Below are 19,454 nucleotides of genomic sequence, written 5' to 3'. Positions count from 1 at the left end.
GGAAGCCATGCCACCGATTAAAGTTTCAGATGTTGAAGCGGCGCAAAAAGAAATTTTGGCCATTGCTCGACGAATGGCGGACAACGGAGAGCTGATGTTGTCTGGCGGGGCGGATGAATTTTTATAATATATAAGGCCTGCGCATTAAGCTGGCCTTTTTATCGTTCGGTAAAGGTGTTTCATGACTGGAGAAAGAAAGCGTGGTTTTATCCGCTTAGGCTCTGATGCTACCGTTGAGCCCCCTAAAAAGTGGGGGTTGCCAGACTATTCTAGTGAACAGAATAAAAAAGCCAAACAAACGGCTTTCAACTACGATCCGGCATGGGTCCCAAGCTTTGATGAACCAGAGCCCGATCAACCTCAAACTCTGACTGATGAAGACATTGAATTAATTAAGCGCGCAGCCTATCAAGAAGGCCTTGAGCAAGGTCAGGCCGAAGGATACCAGCAAGGTTTTGAGCAAGGGAAACAAGCCGGTTTTGATGCGGGTCACCAAGAAGGGGTTGAGACGGGAGAAGCTGAAGGGTTAGCCGCCGGGCAATCACAAATTCAACAACAAGTTGAACACTTCTTGAATCTAGCGAACCAATTTGCCCAGCCACTGGAGTTGATGAATGCTCAAGTGGAAAAACAATTAGTAGATATGGTGTTGGCGCTAGTCAAAGAAGTCGTGCGAGTTGAGGTACAAATGAACCCTCAGGTGATTCTGGATACCGTTAAAGAGTCGGTTGAAGCACTCCCTGTAGCCGGGCATACGATTCATGTCAAACTGCACCCAGAGGATTGTGAAATCATCAGGCAAGCTTATGGTGAGCAAGAACTAGCGCTACGCCAGTGGACGCTGAACAGTGAACCCGCCCTCAATCGAGGTGATGTACAAATCGAAGCGGGTGAATCGAGTGTTAACTACCGTATGGAAGAGCGCGTTCGCAGTGTATTACAACGTTTTTGTGGAACTAATCGTCACCAACAAGGACAAGAGTAATGCAAGCACTAGCCGAACGATTAGCCCAATATAAAACGCAAGGCTTAACCTGTCGTCCGGTTGCTTCTGGAAAGTTGATTCGAGTGGTAGGGTTAACTCTTGAAGCCACCGGATGCCGAGCTCCGATTGGGAGTTTGTGCTTAGTGGAAACTATGTCCGGCGAAATGGAAGCTGAAGTAGTTGGCTTTTCTGGCGATAGCTTATTCTTAATGCCAAGTGAACAAATTAACGGTGTATTGCCTGGTGCAAAAGTGACGCCGCTAACGGAAGAAGCCGGTCTCGCGGTTGGAATGGAGTTATTAGGACGAGTGATTGATGGCGTGGGAAACCCATTAGATGGACTGGGGCCGATTTATACCGATCAATACGCCACCTTTAATGCTCAGCCGATCAACCCGCTATTACGTAAACCTATCAGTGAGCCGCTTGATGTGGGCATTAAAGCCATTAATGGGTTATTAACTGTTGGTAAGGGGCAACGTATTGGCCTGTTTGCGGGCTCTGGGGTAGGTAAGTCGGTCACGCTCGGAATGATGACGCGAGGCACCACCGCTCAAGTGGTGGTGGTGGGCTTAATCGGTGAGCGTGGACGCGAAGTAAAAGAATTTATCGAAGAGATCTTGGGGGCCGATGGGCGTCAACGAGCGGTGGTGGTGGCCGCTCCCGCTGATGCTTCACCGTTAATGCGTTTAAAAGGCTGTCAAACAGCACTGGCGATTGCTGAATATTTCCGAGATCAAGGTTTAGATGTATTACTATTAATGGATTCATTAACCCGTTTTGCACAAGCTCAGCGTGAAATCGCACTATCGGTTGGTGAACCTCCTGCCACCAAAGGGTATCCGCCTTCGGTATTTGCAAAGTTGCCTGCGTTAGTGGAGAGAGCTGGCAATGGTGGCCCAGATCAAGGTTCTATTACGGCATTTTTCACCGTATTAACCGAAGGTGATGACCTTCAAGATCCAATCGCTGACGCTTCTCGGGCTATTCTTGATGGACATATTGTGCTCTCAAGGGAGATGGCTGATGCCGGGCATTATCCTGCCATTGATGTCGAAAAGTCCGTCAGCCGTGTGATGCCGCAGATCACTACTGACGAACATTTGTTGATGTCAAAAGCGGTACGGCAAATTCTATCCATTTGTCGTAAAAACCAAGATTTAGTCTCTATCGGCGCTTATAAACCTGGAACCGATAAGGCGATTGATAGTGCATTTACTTTAAAACCACGTCTAGAGAGTTATTTACAGCAAGAAATGAAAGAGTCAGTCCCTTACGATATGTGTATTGGTATGCTGAAAAATGTACTTAGCATGGAGTAAGTAGAGTATGGACAATGCGTTAGAATTTTTGTTAAAGCAAGCTCAAGAGACGGAAGATCAAGCTGTCATGGCCTTGAGTAACGCTAGAAGCGAGCTAGAGGGTTATTATCAGCAATTGAAACAGATTGAGCAGTATCGGTTAGACTACTGCCAACAGCTGGTGCAACGTGGTCAAGCCGGGCTTACGGCTAGCCAATATGGCCACTTAAATCGTTTTTTAACTCAGCTGGACGAAACGTTAGCCAAGCAGCGGGGGGCTGAACAGCATTTCACACAACAAGTTGAAAATTGCCAACAGCATTGGATGAATGTTCGTAAGCAGCGTCGCTCTTATGAGTGGTTAATTGAGAAAAAACAAAATGAAAAAGAACGTTTACAAGCGAGACGTGAACAAAAGCAGATGGATGAATTTTCTACCCTTAATTTTAATCGTCAACGTCTGCGCTCTACCATTCGATAGTCGCGTTTAAATCGACATTTTGGCTCATTTATTGCATCGATTGCAGCCTACCATGCTAGATACGGTCAATACCGAACATGGCGTTTAGATGTTATCCACAATGTGAGCGGTGTGCATATGAATATCAGTCCAATCTCTTCAGTTGAGGAAAAACGCTTATCAGGTGCAGCAGCAACTGATGTTAGCCAAAAAAACAGTTTAAAAGAGGGTGAGACTGAAGAGGTTACTGGGTTTTTCGAGCAATTAGCTACACTTTTGTTTCGTTCTAATGGCGAAGCTGAAACCGAGGAACCTGAACTAGCAAGCTCATCAAAGTCCCAGAAAGCGATTCCTACGCAGCCGATAAACTTCGCTGATCCTGATGCCGTTAAGCTCAATGATGTTGAGTTAGAGCCGTTAGCCATACAATCGAGCAATGACGCCCTGCCAGCCATACTCGAGCTTGATACAGATTCGCTGGATGAAGCAGATCGCGCCACCACGAAAAATGAATCGGTAGACGTGAAGCCGGTGACAACTGCACAAGTAATGAATGACGGTGATGAACTCCTTGGTCGTCTACAGCAAGCCAATCAAACTTTACTTACCACGAGCGGCAATAACTTGCCTAATCAATCGACTCAAGAGGAAGGGGCGATTGATTTTTCCACCGTCTCAAAGACTGAAGCTGAACCGTTAGATGAGACTGAGTTGCCCGATTGGAAAGGTGATGCCCCGCTCGATAAAGCTGTATTTGCTCACAGTGATATGACCGTCACCAAACAACCGATTGATGAATCAGAACAATTCGTCATACCAACGGCAGAAGATAAATCTACAGCAACAGCGCAAATGCAACAATTTACGCGAGAAAGTGAGCTACCTAAAAAAGAGCGGTTACCAAACCAGGAACAGTTATCAAACCAAGAACAGTTATCAAACCAAGAACAGCTTGTCGCTTCTCCTGACGTTACAGCCAGCGGTGATGAACCAACGGTAGAATCTGTAGAAACTATCACGGCACTAGCTCAAGCCGATGGCCATACTCGCCATGAGTCGGCTAAGCCGAATGTTCCTCATGGCTTAGTTTCGCCTTCCCCATCTGCGGCTATTTCATCTCAGCCATCGGCTCATCCGGCTGCCGCGACCATGATGATGAACGACGTCCCTTTGACTAACAGCTCTGTCGGATCAGCTGCTGCAGCAACTATCGCTGAGTCAGTCCAATCGGTACCGATGATGGATCCTAAAGTATTACAAGCGTCTCTACGGGGTTCGGTCATGTTAGCAAAAGAGAAGCAATCACTGGACTCCGAGCCGGGGCGCGAGCATTCATTTGCTCAGCAATTAGCCACCGCTGCAGGACAATCATCTGCAACTCAACCGACTGGATTGCGCCATGATCCAGCTATGGTTCAAGGTCAGCCATTACCTTTAGCATTAAATAAAGGAATCGTCGCAGATGAAATGGCCGAACGGGTGCAAATGATGATGTCGAAGAACCTAAAAAATATTGATATTCGTCTTGATCCTCCAGAGTTAGGTCGAATGCATATTCGAATGAATATGCATGGTGATGGGGCTAGTGTTCAGTTTATGGTGGCCAATAACCAAGCACGAGATGCCTTAGAGCAGTCGATGCCACGTTTGAGAGAGATGTTAGCTCAGCAAGGGGTTCAGTTAGCGGATACTTCTGTTCAACAACAGAGTGCAGGTCAACAGCAGCAGTATTCAGCCAACGGTAGAGAATCAGGAGGGTTGGCTGGTAAAGGCCCTTTGCTGGGAGATGAAAACCTTGAGTCAGACATCAAACTTGATTTGAATGTGGCAACAAAGCGTGATGGAATCAGTTATTACGCTTAAACTAATAAAACAATAACCGCATAGAGTAAACTTATGGCCGCTGATGAAAATGCACCTAAAAGTAAAAAGAAACTATTAATCATTGTTGGGGCTGTCGTCGCTTTGCTATTGATCGCTGGAGGCGCTTTCTTCTTCATCGGTTCCGGTAGTCCTGAACCCAAACAAGCTCAGCAAGCCCAACGAGCCGCCACGATTGAACCAGTGTCCTATGTTAACATTGCACAACCTTTTGTGTTCAATGTCAGTGGGGAAAATCGTGGTCGAATGGTACAGGTAAAGGTTCAGCTTATGGTTCGTGGGAGTAAAAATGAAAATTCGGCTCGCTTTCACTCGCCTTTAATTGAAAGTACATTATTGGCAACCTTTGCTTCTGCAACCGTTGAACAATTACGGACAACCTCTGGGCGAACTGAGTTACGGGATAAGGCAACCGAAGATATAAAAGCGGCGATGACACAAGTGGTAGGAGAGCCGGTGATAGAACGAGTGCTCTTTACAGATTTTGTAATGCAATAGGTGAGTTCGTGACCGATTTATTAAGCCAAGACGAAATTGATGCGCTGTTGCATGGTGTAGACAGCGTTGATGACGATGAAGACGAATTAGATTCCGTTGACCCGGGGGCGGTCTCGTTTGATTTCTCATCACAAGATCGGATTGTTCGTGGTCGGATGCCGACCTTAGAGTTGATTAATGAACGTTTTGCTCGTCACTTACGCATCAGTTTGTTTAATATGCTCCGCAAAACGGCAGAAGTTTCAATCAATGGCGTACAAATGATGAAATTTGGTGAATACCAAAATACTTTGTACGTTCCAACGAGTTTGAATATGGTTCGTTTTCGTCCACTCAAAGGAACGGCTCTGGTGACAATGGAAGCACGTTTAGTCTTTATTTTGGTGGAAAACTTTTTTGGCGGCGATGGGCGTTATCATGCTCGTATTGAAGGGCGTGAATTTACTCCAACGGAACGTCGGGTCATCCAATTATTGCTCAAAATCGTCTTTACCGATTATAAAGAAGCGTGGTCTCCGGTTATGGGAGTCGAGTTTGAGTACCTCGATTCCGAAGTAAACCCGAGTATGGCGAATATTGTTAGCCCAACAGAAGTGATTGTTGTCTGTTCATTCCATATTGAAGTGGATGGTGGTGGCGGTGATTTTCATATGGTGATGCCATATTCGATGGTGGAGCCCATTCGCGAATTACTCGATGCGGGGGTTCAGTCGGATAAAATGGAAACCGATGTCCGCTGGAGTTCGGCACTACGAGATGAGATTATGGATGTGCCAATTAACTTTCGAGTCAATTTATTGGAGCAAGATATTGCTCTGCGCGATTTGATGGAATTGCAAGTCGGTGACATTATCCCGATTGATATGCCAGAGCATGCGGTGATGTTTGTGGAAGACTTACCGACCTATCGAGTCAAAATGGGCCGCTCTGGTGAAAAGCTGGCCGTACAAATTTCAGAAAAGATCCGTCGCCCAGATGTGGTAAAAACCGATCTTGCGTTTTTAGGCAAAGATATTATTGCTGAATTAGAGAACGATGAGCTGGAAGATGAAGAATCAATACCAGAGTAATAACCAATACCAGAGTAATAACCAATACAAGAGTAAGAATAGGTAGCAAAGATGTCAAAATCAGATGATCAAAAACTGGCAGATGAGTGGGCTGCCGCTCTTGGAGAAGATCCTAGTGCCCCAGAAATCGATGTCGATGAAGTGTTAGCTGCGCCACTAGACGAGCTAAAAGATACTTCACCACCGATTACGGACGATGAACGTCGTAAGCTCGATACTATCATGGATATTCCTGTCACCATCTCGATGGAAGTTGGGCGTTCAAAAATTAGTATTCGTAATTTACTGCAACTCAATCAAGGTTCGGTGGTTGAGTTGGATCGCATCGCGGGAGAGTCATTAGATGTGATGGTTAATGGTACCTTGATTGCGCACGGTGAAGTTGTGGTGGTTAATGATAAGTTTGGTATCCGTCTGACTGATGTGATAAGCCAAACTGAACGAATTAAGAAACTGAGATAATTTATGAAATGGTTCATCAGTTTATGGTTTGTGTCACTGCCCGTGTTGGCCACCGAGAAAGCATCGTTAGATTTAGCGACCACTTTTGGGTCGCTTTTGTTCGTTGTGGTGCTGATTTTATGTTTGGCTTGGTTATTAAAACGGATGCGAGTGACAACCTTAGGTCAGCAAAAAGAATTTCAAGTGATACGTCAATTGCCTATCGGTACAAGAGAACGATTGATGATAGTGCAAGCGGGTGACGAACAGTTTCTGATAGGCGTCACCACACAATCTATTCAGTTAATTTCAAAGTTGAGCACTCCGTTGATCCAAGAAGCGGCCGATCAACGTTCATTCGCTACCCAGTTGACTCAGTTAGTGAAAAAACATGATAAATAACCATCGATATACTTGTTGTTCGGTGTCGTTATCTTGGATGATGACCCTTATTTGCTTCCTTATTTTACTCTGGGCTCCTTTAGCGAGTGCGCAACAAGCGCTGGAAACCCCCATTCCGGCCAATGCGCTTACTGAAGGTGGTATTACCGTGAGCGCGATGGAGAAAGAGCAAGGAGCATCGAACACTTTAGCGTTAACCAGTGGTAGTGGTGGCGGTGGTATTCCAGCCTTTACTATGACCACGAATGCTGATGGTAGTGAAGACTATTCAATAAACCTTCAGATTTTAGCTTTAATGACCATGTTGGGCTTTTTACCCGCCATGGTTATTTTGATGACGTCTTTTACCCGAATTGTGGTCGTGATGTCGATTTTGCGTCAAGCCATGGGGTTACAGCAAACGCCATCAAATCAAGTGATTATAGGGATTGCTATTTTTCTTACCTTTTTTATTATGTCGCCGGTGCTCAATCAGATTAACGATCAAGCCGTTCAACCTTACCTCAATGAACAGATCTCTGCACGTCAAGCATTTGACTTGGCCCAAGAGCCGATGAAAGCTTTTATGCTCAAACAAACGCGGCTGAAAGATCTAGAAACCTTCGTGAATATTTCTGGCGCAGAGGTCCAAAATCCAGAAGAGGTTTCCATGGCGGTACTCATTCCTGCTTTCATTACTTCGGAATTGAAAACCGCGTTCCAAATTGGTTTTATGCTCTTTTTGCCTTTTTTAATTATTGATTTGGTGGTTGCTTCGGTGTTAATGGCGATGGGGATGATGATGTTATCACCGATGATTGTTTCGTTGCCTTTTAAGTTAATGCTTTTTGTCTTAGTGGATGGTTGGAACCTGATTTTATCGACTTTGGCAGGCAGTTTTGCCTTGTAGCGGGAGGAGCCAATGACACCAGAACTGTTTGTTGAGCTATTTCGTGAAGCGCTGTGGATGGTTCTTATCATGGTATGCGCCATTATTATTCCGAGCTTATTGATTGGTCTTGTAGTGGCAATTTTTCAAGCGGCGACCTCTATTAACGAACAAACCTTGAGTTTTTTACCTCGTCTTATCGTGACACTTTTAGCATTAATGATGTTTGGGCATTGGATGACTCAGATACTGATGGAGTTCTTTATGGCGATGATTGAGCGCTTACCACAGGTGCTCTATTAAGGAGTATCGATGGAATACCCAACCAGTGTGGTACTAGATTTTATCGCTCACTATTTTTGGCCCTTTGCCCGTATTTCTGCCATGTTAATGGTGATGTCTGTGACGGGGGCTCGATTTGTTTCTCCTCGCATTCGCCTCTATCTCGGTTTGGCCATTACGTTTGCGGTCATGCCAGCCATTCCTCAAATTACCGCAGATATAGCTTTACTATCGTTTCAAGGTTTTTTAACGACGTTAGAGCAGTTAATTATTGGCGTAGCGATGGGCATGGTGACGCAATTTCTGATTCAAACGTTTATTATTCTCGGACAAATTTTAGGGATGCAATCGAGTTTAGGTTTTGCTTCCATGGTGGATCCTGCGAATGGTCAAAGTACCCCTTTATTGGGGCAGTTATTTATGTTGTTGGCGACCATGTTTTTTTTGGCAACCGATGGTCATTTGAAAATGATTCAATTAGTGGTCATGAGCTTTAAAAGCTTACCGATCGGCAGTGGAGCACTCACTGCGGTGGATTTTCGAGAGTTAGCATTATGGCTTGGCATTATGTTTAAAGTGGCGCTGAGTATGGCACTTTCCGGAATTATTGCTCTGCTAACGGTTAACCTTTCCTTTGGGGTGATGACTCGGGCCGCGCCACAATTGAATATCTTCTCACTCGGGTTTGCTTTTGCTTTATTGGTCGGCATATTGCTCTGTTGGTATATTATCAGCGGTTTGTTTGCACACTATGAATTATTCTGGTTAGAGGGTGAGCAGCAGCTTTGTCGCTTGATACGCTTAAATTGTTAGGAGGCCATGATGGCAGAATCTGACGGCCAAGAAAGGACAGAAGAGGCCACCCCCCGAAGGTTACAGCAAGCTAAAGAAAAAGGCCAAGTGGCACGCTCAAAAGAGTTGGCTTCAGTCTCGGTATTAGTGGTGGGGGCGGTATCGCTAATGTGGTTTGGCGATTTATTGGCTCGAGGTTTATACCGCATGATGGGGCGATTATTCTCTCTTAGCCGCGAAGAAATTTTTGACAGCAGTAAACTCTTTGAAATTATTGGCGGTACGCTAACGGGCTTATTATTACCGTTATTACTCATCTTAGTAACCTTGTTTGTCGCAGCCTTGCTTGGTGCAGCTGGGGTCGGTGGGATAAGCTTTTCAACCGAAGCGGCGATGCCGAAGCTATCTAAACTTAATCCTTTGAGTGGCTTTAAACGGATGTTTGGCCTACAAAGTTGGGTTGAGTTGCTAAAGTCGATTTTAAAAGTATTACTGGTTTCTGGGGTGGCATTTTATCTGATTGATGCATCAAAGTGGGATCTTTTTCAGCTGAGCATGGATGTGTTTCCACAAAATCTTTTTCATGCGCTGGATATTTTACTCAATTTTATTTTACTGATTAGCTGCTCTTTGTTGGTCGTTGTGGCGATTGATATCCCTTTTCAAATTTGGCAACACGCCGAACAACTCAAAATGACTAAGCAAGAAATTAAAGATGAACACAAAGACACCGAAGGTAAACCTGAGGTGAAAGGGCGGATTCGAATGTTGCAGCGTGAGGCAGCTCAGCGGCGCATGATGGCCGATGTCCCGCAAGCGGATGTGATTATTACCAACCCTGAACACTTTTCTGTCGCTTTGCGTTATAAGCAAGACACAGATCGAGCCCCCGTTGTGGTGGCAAAAGGCGGTGATTTTCTGGCGTTAAAAATTCGAGAAGTCGCTCGTGAGCATGACATCATGATTGTTCCTGCTCCACCTTTAGCCCGTGCGCTTTACCATACCACGGAGTTAGAACAAGAGATCCCTGATGGTTTATTCATGGCCGTCGCTCAAGTATTGGCATATGTCTTTCAACTTAAGCAGTATCGACGTAAAGGGGGAGAACGTCCGGTGCTTCAAGAAGATAACCTACCTATTCCACCGGATATGCGTTACTAACGAGATGATAGGGCCTATTTTTCAGGGATAGAGAGTAAAATCAATAATGAGCCATTGCCACCAAATTCTAATGGTGCTTGATGAAAAGCTAGCACGTCGGGGTGCTGAGCTAACCATAGCGGAACTTTTTGCTTAAGAATGTGTTTACCAATTCCATGTTGCACACAAGCGCAGTGAACATTTTCTTTTAAACAATAAGCAATCATTGCTCCTAGTTCCCGTTTGGCTTCGACTTGAGTCATACCATGCATATCGAGAAAAACGTCAGGCACGTAAACACCACGACGTAATTTCTTAACTTCATACTTTGACACATCATGGCGAGCATAACGGGTAGGCCCTTCTTCACTTAAGAGGGGAACAAATTCGTCAGAAAAATAAAAATCGTTATCACTCGCTTCGCGCGAGGTTCGACGGATTTCTTTTTGTTTGGGGTTTCTGTTTGGTGGTCGGACTATGGTATCCTGCGCAAACTTTTTTACGCCTTTTACTGCATCCTGAAACAGAGCAAAATCATCCGCATCGAGATCAGCGTTTGGATTGAAATCGGTGTGTTTTTTGTTCATTGTCGGTAAATAATCGGTTATGAGTCGGAATTGGCAGTATTGTAGCGCTTTTCGGAGGCAATTTTGGATAAGATTTTTGTAGATGAAGCGGTTTCTGAACTGTATACGCTTCAGGATATGATTCGTTGGACGGTGAGCCGCTTTAACGCCGCGAAACTATTTTATGGTCACGGTACAGATAATGCTTGGGATGAAGCGGTTCAACTTATTTTGCCTACCCTTTACTTACCGATAGATGTGCCTCCTCATGTACTCAATTCACGCTTAACCAGCAGTGAGCGATTACGTGTGGTTGAGCGAGTGGTGAAACGTATTAATGAACGAACTCCGGTGGCTTATTTAACCAATAAAGCTTGGTTTTGTGGGCTAGAGTTTTTTGTTGATGAACGGGTGTTGGTGCCTCGTTCTCCGATTGGTGAATTAATTCAAGCCGAATTTTCGCCTTGGTTAGTCGAACAACCGACTCGAATTATGGATTTATGTACAGGCAGTGGTTGCATTGCGATTGCTTGTGCTTATGCGTTTCCTGATGCCGAGGTCGATGCGATCGATATTTCGTCGGATGCGCTGCAAGTGGCAGAGCAAAATATTCAAGATCATGGTTTAGAGCAGCAAGTTTTTCCTATCCGTTCCGACCTGTTTAGAGATTTACCTCAAGAACAATACAATATTATTGTGACCAATCCACCTTATGTGGATCAAGAAGATATGCATAGTTTGCCCGATGAGTTCAAACATGAGCCCGAGCTAGGGTTAGCCGCAGGAACCGATGGGCTGAAATTAGTTCGCCGAATTTTAGCCAACGCTCCTCGTTATCTGACTGAACAAGGTATTTTGGTGTGTGAGGTCGGTAATTCAATGGTTCATTTAATGGAGCAATATCCTGATATTCCATTTACTTGGTTGGAATTTGAACATGGTGGCCATGGCGTCTTTTTATTAACCCGAGAACAGTTAGTCGCGTGTGCGGATGAGTTTGCATTGTACCGCGATTAATGATCGAACCGTTATCAAGCACCGGCCTAGTGTCGGTGTTTGGCTATTTGTTAGCAATTAGTGCGCGATAGGGGCTTTACATCATTCGTTAATCAAGCGAGTATGATTCTACCAATAATAGTCATGAATACGATGGGCAAAACTACCCGCTCAACGTAAGCGAGTTTGAGGAAATAATGGCAGGAAATAGTATCGGACAACATTTCCGAGTGACCACATTCGGAGAAAGTCACGGTATCGCACTAGGATGTATCGTGGACGGATGCCCTCCAGGGTTGGAAATTAGCGCCGCCGATCTACAAGTTGACTTAGATCGCCGCCGTCCTGGAACCTCGCGCTATACCACCCAACGACGTGAGCCTGATGAAGTGAAAATTTTGTCCGGCGTGTTTGAGGGAAAAACAACCGGAACGTCGATTGGTCTGTTAATTGAAAATACCGATCAACGCTCAAAAGACTACTCAGAAATTAAAGATAAATTCCGCCCCGGGCATGCCGATTATACTTATCACCAAAAGTATGGGGTGCGTGACTACCGAGGTGGTGGGCGCTCTTCTGCTCGGGAAACGGCGATGCGTGTTGCCGCTGGCGGAATTGCTAAGAAATATCTCAAACAAGAGTTTGGTATTGAAATTCGAGCATATTTGTCGCAAATGGGAGAGATCTCGATAGAGAAAGTCGATTGGAACGAAATTGAGAACAATGCCTTTTTTTGTCCTGATGTCGATAAGGTGGATGCGTTTGATCAACTGATTCGTGAGTTGAAAAAAGAGGGCGACTCGATTGGGGCTAAAATTCAAGTGGTGGCGACTCAGGTTCCGGTGGGTTTGGGCGAACCCGTGTTTGACCGTTTAGACGCCGATATTGCACACGCTCTCATGAGTATCAATGCCGTAAAAGGGGTTGAAATTGGCGATGGTTTTGAGGTTGTACGTCAAAAAGGCAGCGAACACCGAGATCCGCTCACTCCGCAAGGCTTTGCTAGCAATCATGCAGGGGGTATCTTAGGGGGTATTTCGTCTGGGCAAAACATCGTGGCAAACATTGCCCTAAAGCCGACCTCAAGCATTACCGTTCCTGGTGAAACCATTACCCGAGAGGGGAAAGCGACGCAACTGATCACTAAAGGTCGTCATGATCCTTGTGTGGGTATCCGTGCCGTACCGATTGCTGAAGCCATGTTAGCAATTGTACTGATGGATCATTTACTGCGTCATCGCGGCCAGAACTACGGTGTCCATACGGAAACACCAATACTGTAAGGTTTTCCGTTTAGCAAAACCTCACATCTTGTATCAGGTGTGAGGTTTTTTGTTAGGAAAAGAGAATTAATGCAGCGGTTTATCTGTTTCAACCAAGTGAAAAGAAGGTAAACGCCACTTAAATCGAACCGCAGCCATACGCAACAGATAACCCACGACTAAGGTTACTATTGTATTGGTGATTTCACTGACTCCCAGCTCAAGTAATGCCAGATAGAGCCCTGAAGCGACTAAGGTCACTGAAGCGTACAACTCATCATGTAGTACCAAAGGAGGCTGACGACAGATTAAATCTCGTAATAATCCGCCAAATACGCCAGTAACTAATGCGGCCACCATACAGATCATTACATGGTGCCCCATACCTAGCGCGACTTTTGTACCGATGATGCTAAATACAATCAACCCGAGTGCGTCTAAGCGAATAAATAGTCCTTTTAGTTTAATCACCCAGCGATAAATTCCAGTGGTTAACACACCCGCTAAGCAGGTAATTGCTAGAAACTCTGGATGTTTTACCCAACCTAATGGGTAGTGGCCAAGTAAAATATCGCGTACCGTTCCTCCACCAATCGCGGTCGCACTAGCAACCAGCATGACCCCAAACCAATCCATTTTCCGACGCCCAGCACTGAGAGCGCCTGTCATCGATTCCGCAGTAATACCAATGAGATAGAGAATACTTAGTAACATGCCGGAGCCTCTTATTTATTTACCTGAAGCTTAGGGTGCACAGCCCCTAAGAATGCGTGAGTGTAAGAGCTATCAATGCTATTGACGAATGAGTTTTTGTAAGGATAACGCCAGGTATTGATTACTTAAACTAATTGATAATGATATGGCGATAAGCGTTTAAGGTATCGGATAATCTGTTCTGTGCTCGCGGATCCTCAGGGTAATCCTTTACCCGGTGGTAAAAAACCGAGAGAATGCTCACCATAATAAAAAGAGGGAGAGGCGACATCATTTATGACGCATCAATATCAAGACTTGATTACTATTTTTAATCAGGTTTTTTTTGCTGATTATCAAACTAAGTTAGAACTAGGTGGTGATGAACCTATCTACCTACCAGCAGATGAATTTACCCCTTATCATCGCATTATTTTCGCGCGAGGTTTTTATGCCTCAGCTTTGCATGAAATTGCCCACTGGTGTGTCGCAGGGCCGCAGAGACGACTACTGGAAGACTTTGGCTATTGGTATGAGCCTGATGGCCGGTCGGCAGAAGTCCAGTCTGAATTTGAACGTGTCGAAATTCGCCCTCAAGCTTATGAATGGATTTTTGCACAAAGCGCGGGTTTTCCATTTACGGTGAGTTGTGACAACTTAAATGGAGATAGTGAACCGGATCGATTGGCCTTTATGCATAAAGTACATCAACAGGTGTTAGCACTGTTAAAACAAGGATTACCCTTGCGAGTTAAACGGTTATCGGATGCCTTGCGCCAGCACTATGCTCGGCCACCTTTAAGCCCCGATCAATTTATAGTGAAATAACGAGTAAAACATGATTATTGAATTTGAAGAAAAACTACTGAATTTGATTGATGCACGTATTGAGTCTGCGTCAGATGATGAACTCTTTGCTGGGGGCTACTTACGGGGGCATATTTCACTCTCCGCTGCTGCTTGTGAGGAGGCGGGGATTGATGATTTGGTCGAGTTTAAGATAAAGATAGCGCAGAGTTTAGCGGCTGCCCGTTCAGAATTATCACCCGTCGATCAGGCGATTGTGAGTGAACTTTGGCAGCAACTTATCGAGCAAGTTTAGCCGTTCGACGGGACGACGAACAATGAGCGTACAGAACAATTAGCGTACAGATTGTCCTTTTTTAAGTTTTCGAATCCACATTCGGCTAGGATGCAAGCTTTCAAGCACATCCACGGGCAGCGGAAGTGGATCGCCACAGATCTGGGATGCTAACAGCTCCGCCATCAAAGGAGCAGAGCTTAATCCTCGAGAGCCTAAACCCAAGATCCCATAGAGATGAGGGTAGTTTGCAACCGAGGGTATGTGCTCTAGAGGTTGTTGAGGTAAGTCGGAGTACTGCTCAACAATCTTATCTCGTTGACCGATATTGCCAACAAAAGGTAAGTGATCTCGGCTAACACAGCGAATTCCTTGTCGAGATTGATTACCTGAGACATCGATTTGTTTAGGCCAAGATTGGTTAGGAATGCAACGAGCTAACCGCTGAGCATTCTCTTGCTGTGCTTGAGGATCAAAAAGATAGTCTAACGAGTGCTTATCATAACTGGCTCCAATACAGTGGGTCTTGTAATCCGGACTATGGGGTGTCATATACCCGTCATAACACAGTACCGTTTGCAGTGGTTGTAGCTCTGAATTCGTCGGTGCGTGACTCACCTGGCCCTTAACTTTTCCTAAAGGTATATGGCGAGTTTGTGCAAACTGATCAAATTGATGGCCATTAGCAATAACTACACATTGATGCTCAAAGGTTTGATCGCGACTGGTTAATTGCCAGCGCTGCTGGCTGGCTAGCCACGTTAATTTTTCAATCGGCTGTTCAAAGTAGGTCGTTAACATGCCTGTTTCTTGTAGTAACATCAGCACAGCTTGGGTTAATTCAGCTGGAGATAGCCAACCACCAAGCGAGTAATAAAGGCTAGGCATATCAATCGGTAACCCTATTTTTTCTTGGGTTTGCGTTTGATTGAGAAACTGAACGAGTTGATCAGGAAAATTGCCCCGCAACATACGGGTCAGCTTCTCGGTAGATTTTTCATCCCACATTAACTGGGTGACGCCACACCAATCATGTGCAAATGATGTACGGTGTGCGATCTGTTCGATCCACTGACGAGCAAAGAGAAATGCCGGAGCAAATACTCGTGATACGCCACTATGCTGGCTATTGAGCAAAGGATAAACAGCACCTTGTCGGTTACCGGATGCTCCTGCTGCGGGCGCTGTATCGGCGCAGTATAAAGTGACGGGAACTCCTCGTTGCGAAAGTGCGTGAGCTAGGGTTGCACTGGCGATACCACCGCCAATAATGGCGACTTCTTGCAGGTTCGTGACTTCTTCTCTGTGGTAGCAAGGATCAATATTCGTATATCGATTTTTATGTGCGAGATGACCGGCAATCATTTCTCGTTTAGTCCCAAAACCTTTGACTTTTTTCATTTCAAAGCCAGCTTCGATGAGTCCGCGTCGTACAAACCCTGCTGCGGTAAACGTGGCACAGGTCGCCTTTGATTTGGCTAACTGGCTCATACCATTAAAAAGTTGCTGATTCCACATTTCAGGGTTTTTACTCGGTGCAAAACCATCAAGATACCAAGCATCAACCAATCCTTGTGGCGGAACAGGCACCTTAGGTAGACAGTCTTTAATATCTCCGAACCATAAATCTAGGGTGACGGCTCCTCCAGCTAATAGGATACGATGGCACTCAGGAACAGCTATGGGGTAATGTTTTTGCAGCTCAACAGCGTATTTGGCGAGTTCAGGCCAAGCTTGATGGGCTTGGATCAAATCGGCTTTTTTTAATGGATATTTTTCAAAACTAATAAAATGTAATGATTTTAACGTAGCATCAGGTGATTGCTGTAAAAACTGGTCGAAATATTGCCAAGTGGCGAGGAAATTAAGCCCAGTTCCAAAGCCTGTTTCTGCAATCACAAAGCGGCCTTGATCATACTCATGCCATCTTTGTGGCAGGTGATTTTTTTCAATAAAAACATAACGTGTTTCCTCTAATCCATTAGTATTAGAGAAATAGACGTCATCAAAGTGGTCTGATACAGGGGTTCCTGCATCATTCCAAGCCAGTTGTGCATGAGTAATAGCCGTCATAATCGATCAGTTCTAGGCAATATGTGTTTAATAAGGCAAGATTGTACGGATTTATAGGAAAGCTGACCACTTTTGTTACTTATCTTGGTTATCATCTAGCAAGAAATTTTGAATTATAGGAATCTCACATGAAACGAGTCGTCATCACCGGTATGGGTATTGTTTCCAGTATCGGTAACAACGTCCAAGAAGTTCTAGCGTCTCTGAAAGCAGGTAAATCAGGGATTAGCGCATCTGAACAATTTAAAGATCAAGGTTTGCGTTCCCAAGTGTGGGGTGACTTGAAAATTAACCCAGCGGAACATATTGATCGCAAACAAATGCGTTTTATGGGCGATGCTGCTGCATACGCTTATTTATCGATGGAGCAAGCGATAGCCGATGCCGGATTAACACCAGAACAAGTTTCTAATGATCGTACCGGTATTATTGCCGGTTCGGGTGGGGCATCTTCATTAAACCAAGCCATTGCTGTTGATACACTACGGGCAAAAGGGGTCAAGCGCATTGGGCCTTATATGGTACCACGTACTATGTCATCAACCGTGTCTGCGTGTCTTGCGACTCCATTTAAAATTCGTGGGGTTAATTACTCGATCAGTTCAGCCTGTGCAACGTCTGCTCACTGTATCGGTAATGCAATGGAACTGATTCAACTGGGTAAACAAGATATTGTCTTTGCCGGTGGTGGTGAAGAGTTAGATTGGTCTTTAACCATGATGTTCGATGCCATGGGAGCCTTATCAACGAAGTATAATGAAACGCCAGAGAAGGCCTCACGAACCTATGATGCTGACCGCGACGGTTTCGTTATCTCTGGCGGTGGTGGTATGTTGGTGATCGAAGAGTTAGAACACGCCTTAGCGCGTGGTGCTAAAATATACGGTGAAATTGTCGGCTACGGTGCGACATCTGATGGTTATGACATGGTTGCGCCTTCGGGTGAAGGTGCCGCTCGCTGCATGAAAATGGCAATGCAACAGGTTGATCATGTGGATTATGTTAATACTCATGGCACGTCAACACCGGTTGGCGATCTCAAAGAACTTGGTGCGATTCAAGAAATTTTTGCCGGTCACAGTCCAGCGATTTCAGCTACTAAAGCGATGACCGGTCATGCTCTCGGTGCGGCAGGTGTTCACGAAGCAATTTATTCCACATTGATGCTTGAGCATAATTTTATTGCACCAAGTATTAATATTGAGACATTAGATGCGGCGGCTGAGGGATTAGATATCGTGACGCAAATGCGTGAACAGCCGCTTACAACGGTCATGTCTAACAGCTTTGGATTTGGTGGAACGAACGCAACACTGGTGATCAAAAAGTACTCTGCGTAATCAGTGATTACATAAAGGAAAATTTTCCAGAACCGGTCGGTAATACCGATCAAACAGACGCAGACTCTGTCCCCTGGAGAGCGGGACAGGATCCTTTTGTTCTGGATATTCACCCGGTGACCAATAGGCACCGGGTCTTTTTAATTCTCGACACCGTGAACGCTTTTCTGCACAATGCGTGTCAACTAGATAGCGATCCAATGAGCGAGGCTATCGTCTCATCGTATTTCTTTGTCCCTCAAAAATAACTTGTGTGAACCTGCTATGAAAATATTGATTGATGAAAATATGCCTTATGCTGAATCGTTATTTTGCCAGCTTGGCGAGGTGATACTAAAGCCCGGAAGAACGTTAACGGCAGATGATCTCATCGATATTGATGCTTTAATGATTCGTTCAGTGACGAAAGTGGATGAACACTTACTGGCTAAAGCGAACCGATTAAAGTTTGTTGGTACGGCAACCGCTGGCGTCGATCATGTAAATCAAACTTTATTAGCTGAACGAGGGATTTTCTTTACCGCCGCTCCCGGTTGTAACAAAGTGGGGGTAGCAGAGTATGTGTTTAGTATTTTGATGGTACTTGCTCAGCAGCAAGGTTTCTCTGTTTGGGATAAAACGGTGGGTATCATCGGTGCTGGTCAAGTGGGTAGTTACCTTGCTGAGTGTTTAACTGGGCTTGGTATCAAGGTGCTTTTAAATGACCCACCAAAGCAGTCTCAAGGGGATGAGCGCGAATTTACCCCACTGCCAGTGCTATTAGAGAAAGCGGATGTGATTACGCTGCATACTCCGATCACTTACGATGGTGAATGGCCAACACATCATCTGATCGATGAGGCTGTTTTACAGCACTTGCGTAGTGATCAAATTTTAATTAATGCTGCTCGTGGACCGGTTGTAGACAATCAAGCGCTTAAAGTCCGTTTGCAGCAGCGTGATGGTTTCAGCGCAGCATTGGATGTGTTTGAGTTTGAACCGCAGGTCGATGCGACATTACTGCCGTTACTTGCCTTTGCGACGCCACATGTGGCAGGTTATGGGCTAGAGGGAAAGGCGCGTGGTACCACGATGATTTTTAACCGCTACAGTGAGTTTTTAGGACAAGCATTGTGGGCCAACCCATCCAGCTTACTCCCTGTTGCTCCGATTCCTGAAGTAACGCTACATCAAAAATGGGATGAAGCGACACTGCTTAGTCTAACGCAACTGATTTATGATGTACGACGTGATGATGCCCTGTTTCGCCGTGACATTGGTAAGCCAGGAGGTTTTGATCAAATGCGAAAACAGTACTGGGATCGACGAGAATACAGCGCAATC

The 19,454-nt window shown here is 45.2% G+C and carries 21 protein-coding genes and 1 pseudogene; 19 read left to right on the top strand and 3 right to left on the bottom strand.

Annotation, left to right across the window (positions count from 1 at the left end; translation table 11 throughout):
- From B7C60_RS18830 to flhB, 13 genes and pseudogenes are all read left to right on the top strand, one after another.
- On the top strand, positions 1-127 hold a 127-nt coding region (locus tag B7C60_RS18830), incomplete at its 5' end, for a FliG C-terminal domain-containing protein (protein WP_281251700.1).
- A 54-nt stretch (positions 128-181) separates the two neighbouring features.
- Positions 182-985, top strand: coding sequence for a flagellar assembly protein FliH (fliH, locus tag B7C60_RS09950; RefSeq protein ID WP_099611522.1), 804 nt, complete (start codon positions 182-184; stop codon positions 983-985).
- Positions 985-2,307: a flagellar protein export ATPase FliI gene (gene fliI, locus B7C60_RS09945; RefSeq protein ID WP_099611521.1), complete on the top strand. Its 1,323-nt coding sequence runs from the start codon at positions 985-987 to the stop codon at positions 2,305-2,307. The genes fliH and fliI overlap by 1 nt, the downstream gene beginning before the upstream one ends.
- Positions 2,308-2,314: 7 nt before the next feature.
- Complete coding sequence (fliJ, locus tag B7C60_RS09940; protein WP_099611520.1) at positions 2,315-2,767, top strand: flagellar export protein FliJ; 453 nt, start codon at positions 2,315-2,317, stop codon at positions 2,765-2,767.
- A gap of 1,338 nt (positions 2,768-4,105) precedes the next feature.
- Positions 4,106-4,609, top strand: a pseudogene (locus B7C60_RS20075) (flagellar hook-length control protein FliK); the annotation flags it as partial.
- Positions 4,610-4,642: 33 nt separating this feature from the next.
- Positions 4,643-5,125 (top strand): flagellar basal body-associated protein FliL, encoded by a 483-nt coding sequence (gene fliL / locus B7C60_RS09930; RefSeq protein WP_099611519.1) that lies wholly within the window; start codon positions 4,643-4,645, stop codon positions 5,123-5,125.
- Between the two features lie 8 nt (positions 5,126-5,133).
- Positions 5,134-6,195, top strand: coding sequence for a flagellar motor switch protein FliM (gene fliM / locus B7C60_RS09925; protein ID WP_099611518.1), 1,062 nt, complete (start codon positions 5,134-5,136; stop codon positions 6,193-6,195).
- 51 nt (positions 6,196-6,246) lie between these two features.
- Complete coding sequence (gene fliN / locus B7C60_RS09920; protein WP_099611517.1) at positions 6,247-6,657, top strand: flagellar motor switch protein FliN; 411 nt, start codon at positions 6,247-6,249, stop codon at positions 6,655-6,657.
- A 3-nt stretch (positions 6,658-6,660) separates the two neighbouring features.
- A complete protein-coding gene (fliO, locus tag B7C60_RS09915) occupies positions 6,661-7,038 on the top strand; it encodes a flagellar biosynthetic protein FliO (RefSeq protein WP_099611516.1) in 378 nt (125 codons plus the stop codon).
- A gap of 37 nt (positions 7,039-7,075) precedes the next feature.
- Positions 7,076-7,927, top strand: a complete 852-nt coding sequence (fliP, locus tag B7C60_RS09910) for a flagellar type III secretion system pore protein FliP (protein ID WP_425445505.1) — start codon at positions 7,076-7,078, stop codon at positions 7,925-7,927.
- A 12-nt stretch (positions 7,928-7,939) separates the two neighbouring features.
- Positions 7,940-8,209, top strand: a complete 270-nt coding sequence (fliQ, locus tag B7C60_RS09905) for a flagellar biosynthesis protein FliQ (RefSeq protein WP_099611514.1) — start codon at positions 7,940-7,942, stop codon at positions 8,207-8,209.
- Positions 8,210-8,218: 9 nt separating this feature from the next.
- On the top strand, positions 8,219-9,001 hold the full coding sequence (gene fliR / locus B7C60_RS09900) for a flagellar biosynthetic protein FliR (protein WP_099611513.1): 783 nt from the start codon (positions 8,219-8,221) through the stop codon (positions 8,999-9,001).
- Positions 9,002-9,010: 9 nt separating this feature from the next.
- Positions 9,011-10,141, top strand: a complete 1,131-nt coding sequence (gene flhB / locus B7C60_RS09895) for a flagellar biosynthesis protein FlhB (RefSeq protein ID WP_099611512.1) — start codon at positions 9,011-9,013, stop codon at positions 10,139-10,141.
- A gap of 14 nt (positions 10,142-10,155) precedes the next feature.
- Here the strand turns inward: flhB and smrB are convergent, their stop codons facing one another.
- Positions 10,156-10,707, bottom strand: coding sequence for an endonuclease SmrB (smrB, locus tag B7C60_RS09890; protein ID WP_099611511.1), 552 nt, complete (start codon positions 10,705-10,707; stop codon positions 10,156-10,158).
- A gap of 63 nt (positions 10,708-10,770) precedes the next feature.
- Between smrB and prmB the strand changes: the two genes are divergently transcribed.
- Both prmB and aroC read left to right on the top strand, forming a co-directional pair.
- Positions 10,771-11,703 (top strand): 50S ribosomal protein L3 N(5)-glutamine methyltransferase, encoded by a 933-nt coding sequence (prmB, locus tag B7C60_RS09885; RefSeq protein ID WP_099611510.1) that lies wholly within the window; start codon positions 10,771-10,773, stop codon positions 11,701-11,703.
- 176 nt (positions 11,704-11,879) lie between these two features.
- The gene (gene aroC / locus B7C60_RS09880) at positions 11,880-12,965 is read left to right on the top strand and encodes a chorismate synthase (RefSeq protein WP_099611509.1); all 1,086 of its coding nucleotides are present in this window, start codon (positions 11,880-11,882) and stop codon (positions 12,963-12,965) included.
- Between the two features lie 66 nt (positions 12,966-13,031).
- Here the strand turns inward: aroC and B7C60_RS09875 are convergent, their stop codons facing one another.
- Positions 13,032-13,658 carry a trimeric intracellular cation channel family protein gene (locus B7C60_RS09875; protein ID WP_099611508.1) on the bottom strand — a complete coding sequence of 209 codons (627 nt, stop codon included), beginning with the start codon at positions 13,656-13,658 and terminating at the stop codon, positions 13,032-13,034.
- 276 nt (positions 13,659-13,934) lie between these two features.
- Here B7C60_RS09875 and B7C60_RS09870 point away from each other — a divergent pair, with 276 nt between their 5' ends.
- Positions 13,935-14,465, top strand: a complete 531-nt coding sequence (locus tag B7C60_RS09870; RefSeq protein WP_099611507.1) for an elongation factor P hydroxylase — start codon at positions 13,935-13,937, stop codon at positions 14,463-14,465.
- 10 nt (positions 14,466-14,475) lie between these two features.
- The gene (locus B7C60_RS09865) at positions 14,476-14,739 is read left to right on the top strand and encodes a YfcL family protein (protein ID WP_099611506.1); all 264 of its coding nucleotides are present in this window, start codon (positions 14,476-14,478) and stop codon (positions 14,737-14,739) included.
- Between the two features lie 39 nt (positions 14,740-14,778).
- Here B7C60_RS09865 and mnmC read toward each other — a convergent pair whose 3' ends face one another.
- Complete coding sequence (gene mnmC, locus B7C60_RS09860) at positions 14,779-16,791, bottom strand: bifunctional tRNA (5-methylaminomethyl-2-thiouridine)(34)-methyltransferase MnmC2/FAD-dependent 5-carboxymethylaminomethyl-2-thiouridine(34) oxidoreductase MnmC1 (protein ID WP_099611505.1); 2,013 nt, start codon at positions 16,789-16,791, stop codon at positions 14,779-14,781.
- 128 nt (positions 16,792-16,919) lie between these two features.
- Between mnmC and fabB the strand changes: the two genes are divergently transcribed.
- The gene (gene fabB, locus B7C60_RS09855; RefSeq protein ID WP_099611504.1) at positions 16,920-18,131 is read left to right on the top strand and encodes a beta-ketoacyl-ACP synthase I; all 1,212 of its coding nucleotides are present in this window, start codon (positions 16,920-16,922) and stop codon (positions 18,129-18,131) included.
- A gap of 264 nt (positions 18,132-18,395) precedes the next feature.
- On the top strand, positions 18,396-19,454 hold a 1,059-nt coding region (locus B7C60_RS09845; protein ID WP_245869145.1), incomplete at its 3' end, for a 4-phosphoerythronate dehydrogenase.

Source organism: Vibrio fujianensis (assembly GCF_002749895.1).
GTDB lineage: Bacteria > Pseudomonadota > Gammaproteobacteria > Enterobacterales > Vibrionaceae > Vibrio > Vibrio fujianensis.
Note: the sequence above shows the minus strand (reverse complement) of the source record. Positions and strands in the feature narration are given on the sequence as shown.

What these genes read in the sequence shown, in the direction of transcription:
- fliH (WP_099611522.1), top strand. Translation starts at nt 182, where the DNA reads ATGACTGGAGAAAGAAAGCGTGGTTTTATCCGCTTAGGCTCTGATGCT.
- fliI (WP_099611521.1), top strand. Translation starts at nt 985, where the DNA reads ATGCAAGCACTAGCCGAACGATTAGCCCAATATAAAACGCAAGGCTTA.
- fliJ (WP_099611520.1), top strand. Translation starts at nt 2,315, where the DNA reads ATGGACAATGCGTTAGAATTTTTGTTAAAGCAAGCTCAAGAGACGGAA.
- fliL (WP_099611519.1), top strand. Translation starts at nt 4,643, where the DNA reads ATGGCCGCTGATGAAAATGCACCTAAAAGTAAAAAGAAACTATTAATC.
- fliN (WP_099611517.1), top strand. Translation starts at nt 6,247, where the DNA reads ATGTCAAAATCAGATGATCAAAAACTGGCAGATGAGTGGGCTGCCGCT.
- fliO (WP_099611516.1), top strand. Translation starts at nt 6,661, where the DNA reads ATGAAATGGTTCATCAGTTTATGGTTTGTGTCACTGCCCGTGTTGGCC.
- fliP (WP_425445505.1), top strand. Translation starts at nt 7,076, where the DNA reads ATGATGACCCTTATTTGCTTCCTTATTTTACTCTGGGCTCCTTTAGCG.
- fliQ (WP_099611514.1), top strand. Translation starts at nt 7,940, where the DNA reads ATGACACCAGAACTGTTTGTTGAGCTATTTCGTGAAGCGCTGTGGATG.
- fliR (WP_099611513.1), top strand. Translation starts at nt 8,219, where the DNA reads ATGGAATACCCAACCAGTGTGGTACTAGATTTTATCGCTCACTATTTT.
- flhB (WP_099611512.1), top strand. Translation starts at nt 9,011, where the DNA reads ATGGCAGAATCTGACGGCCAAGAAAGGACAGAAGAGGCCACCCCCCGA.
- smrB (WP_099611511.1), bottom strand. Translation starts at nt 10,707, where the DNA reads ATGAACAAAAAACACACCGATTTCAATCCAAACGCTGATCTCGATGCG.
- aroC (WP_099611509.1), top strand. Translation starts at nt 11,880, where the DNA reads ATGGCAGGAAATAGTATCGGACAACATTTCCGAGTGACCACATTCGGA.
- B7C60_RS09875 (WP_099611508.1), bottom strand. Translation starts at nt 13,658, where the DNA reads ATGTTACTAAGTATTCTCTATCTCATTGGTATTACTGCGGAATCGATG.
- B7C60_RS09870 (WP_099611507.1), top strand. Translation starts at nt 13,935, where the DNA reads ATGACGCATCAATATCAAGACTTGATTACTATTTTTAATCAGGTTTTT.
- B7C60_RS09865 (WP_099611506.1), top strand. Translation starts at nt 14,476, where the DNA reads ATGATTATTGAATTTGAAGAAAAACTACTGAATTTGATTGATGCACGT.
- mnmC (WP_099611505.1), bottom strand. Translation starts at nt 16,791, where the DNA reads ATGACGGCTATTACTCATGCACAACTGGCTTGGAATGATGCAGGAACC.
- fabB (WP_099611504.1), top strand. Translation starts at nt 16,920, where the DNA reads ATGAAACGAGTCGTCATCACCGGTATGGGTATTGTTTCCAGTATCGGT.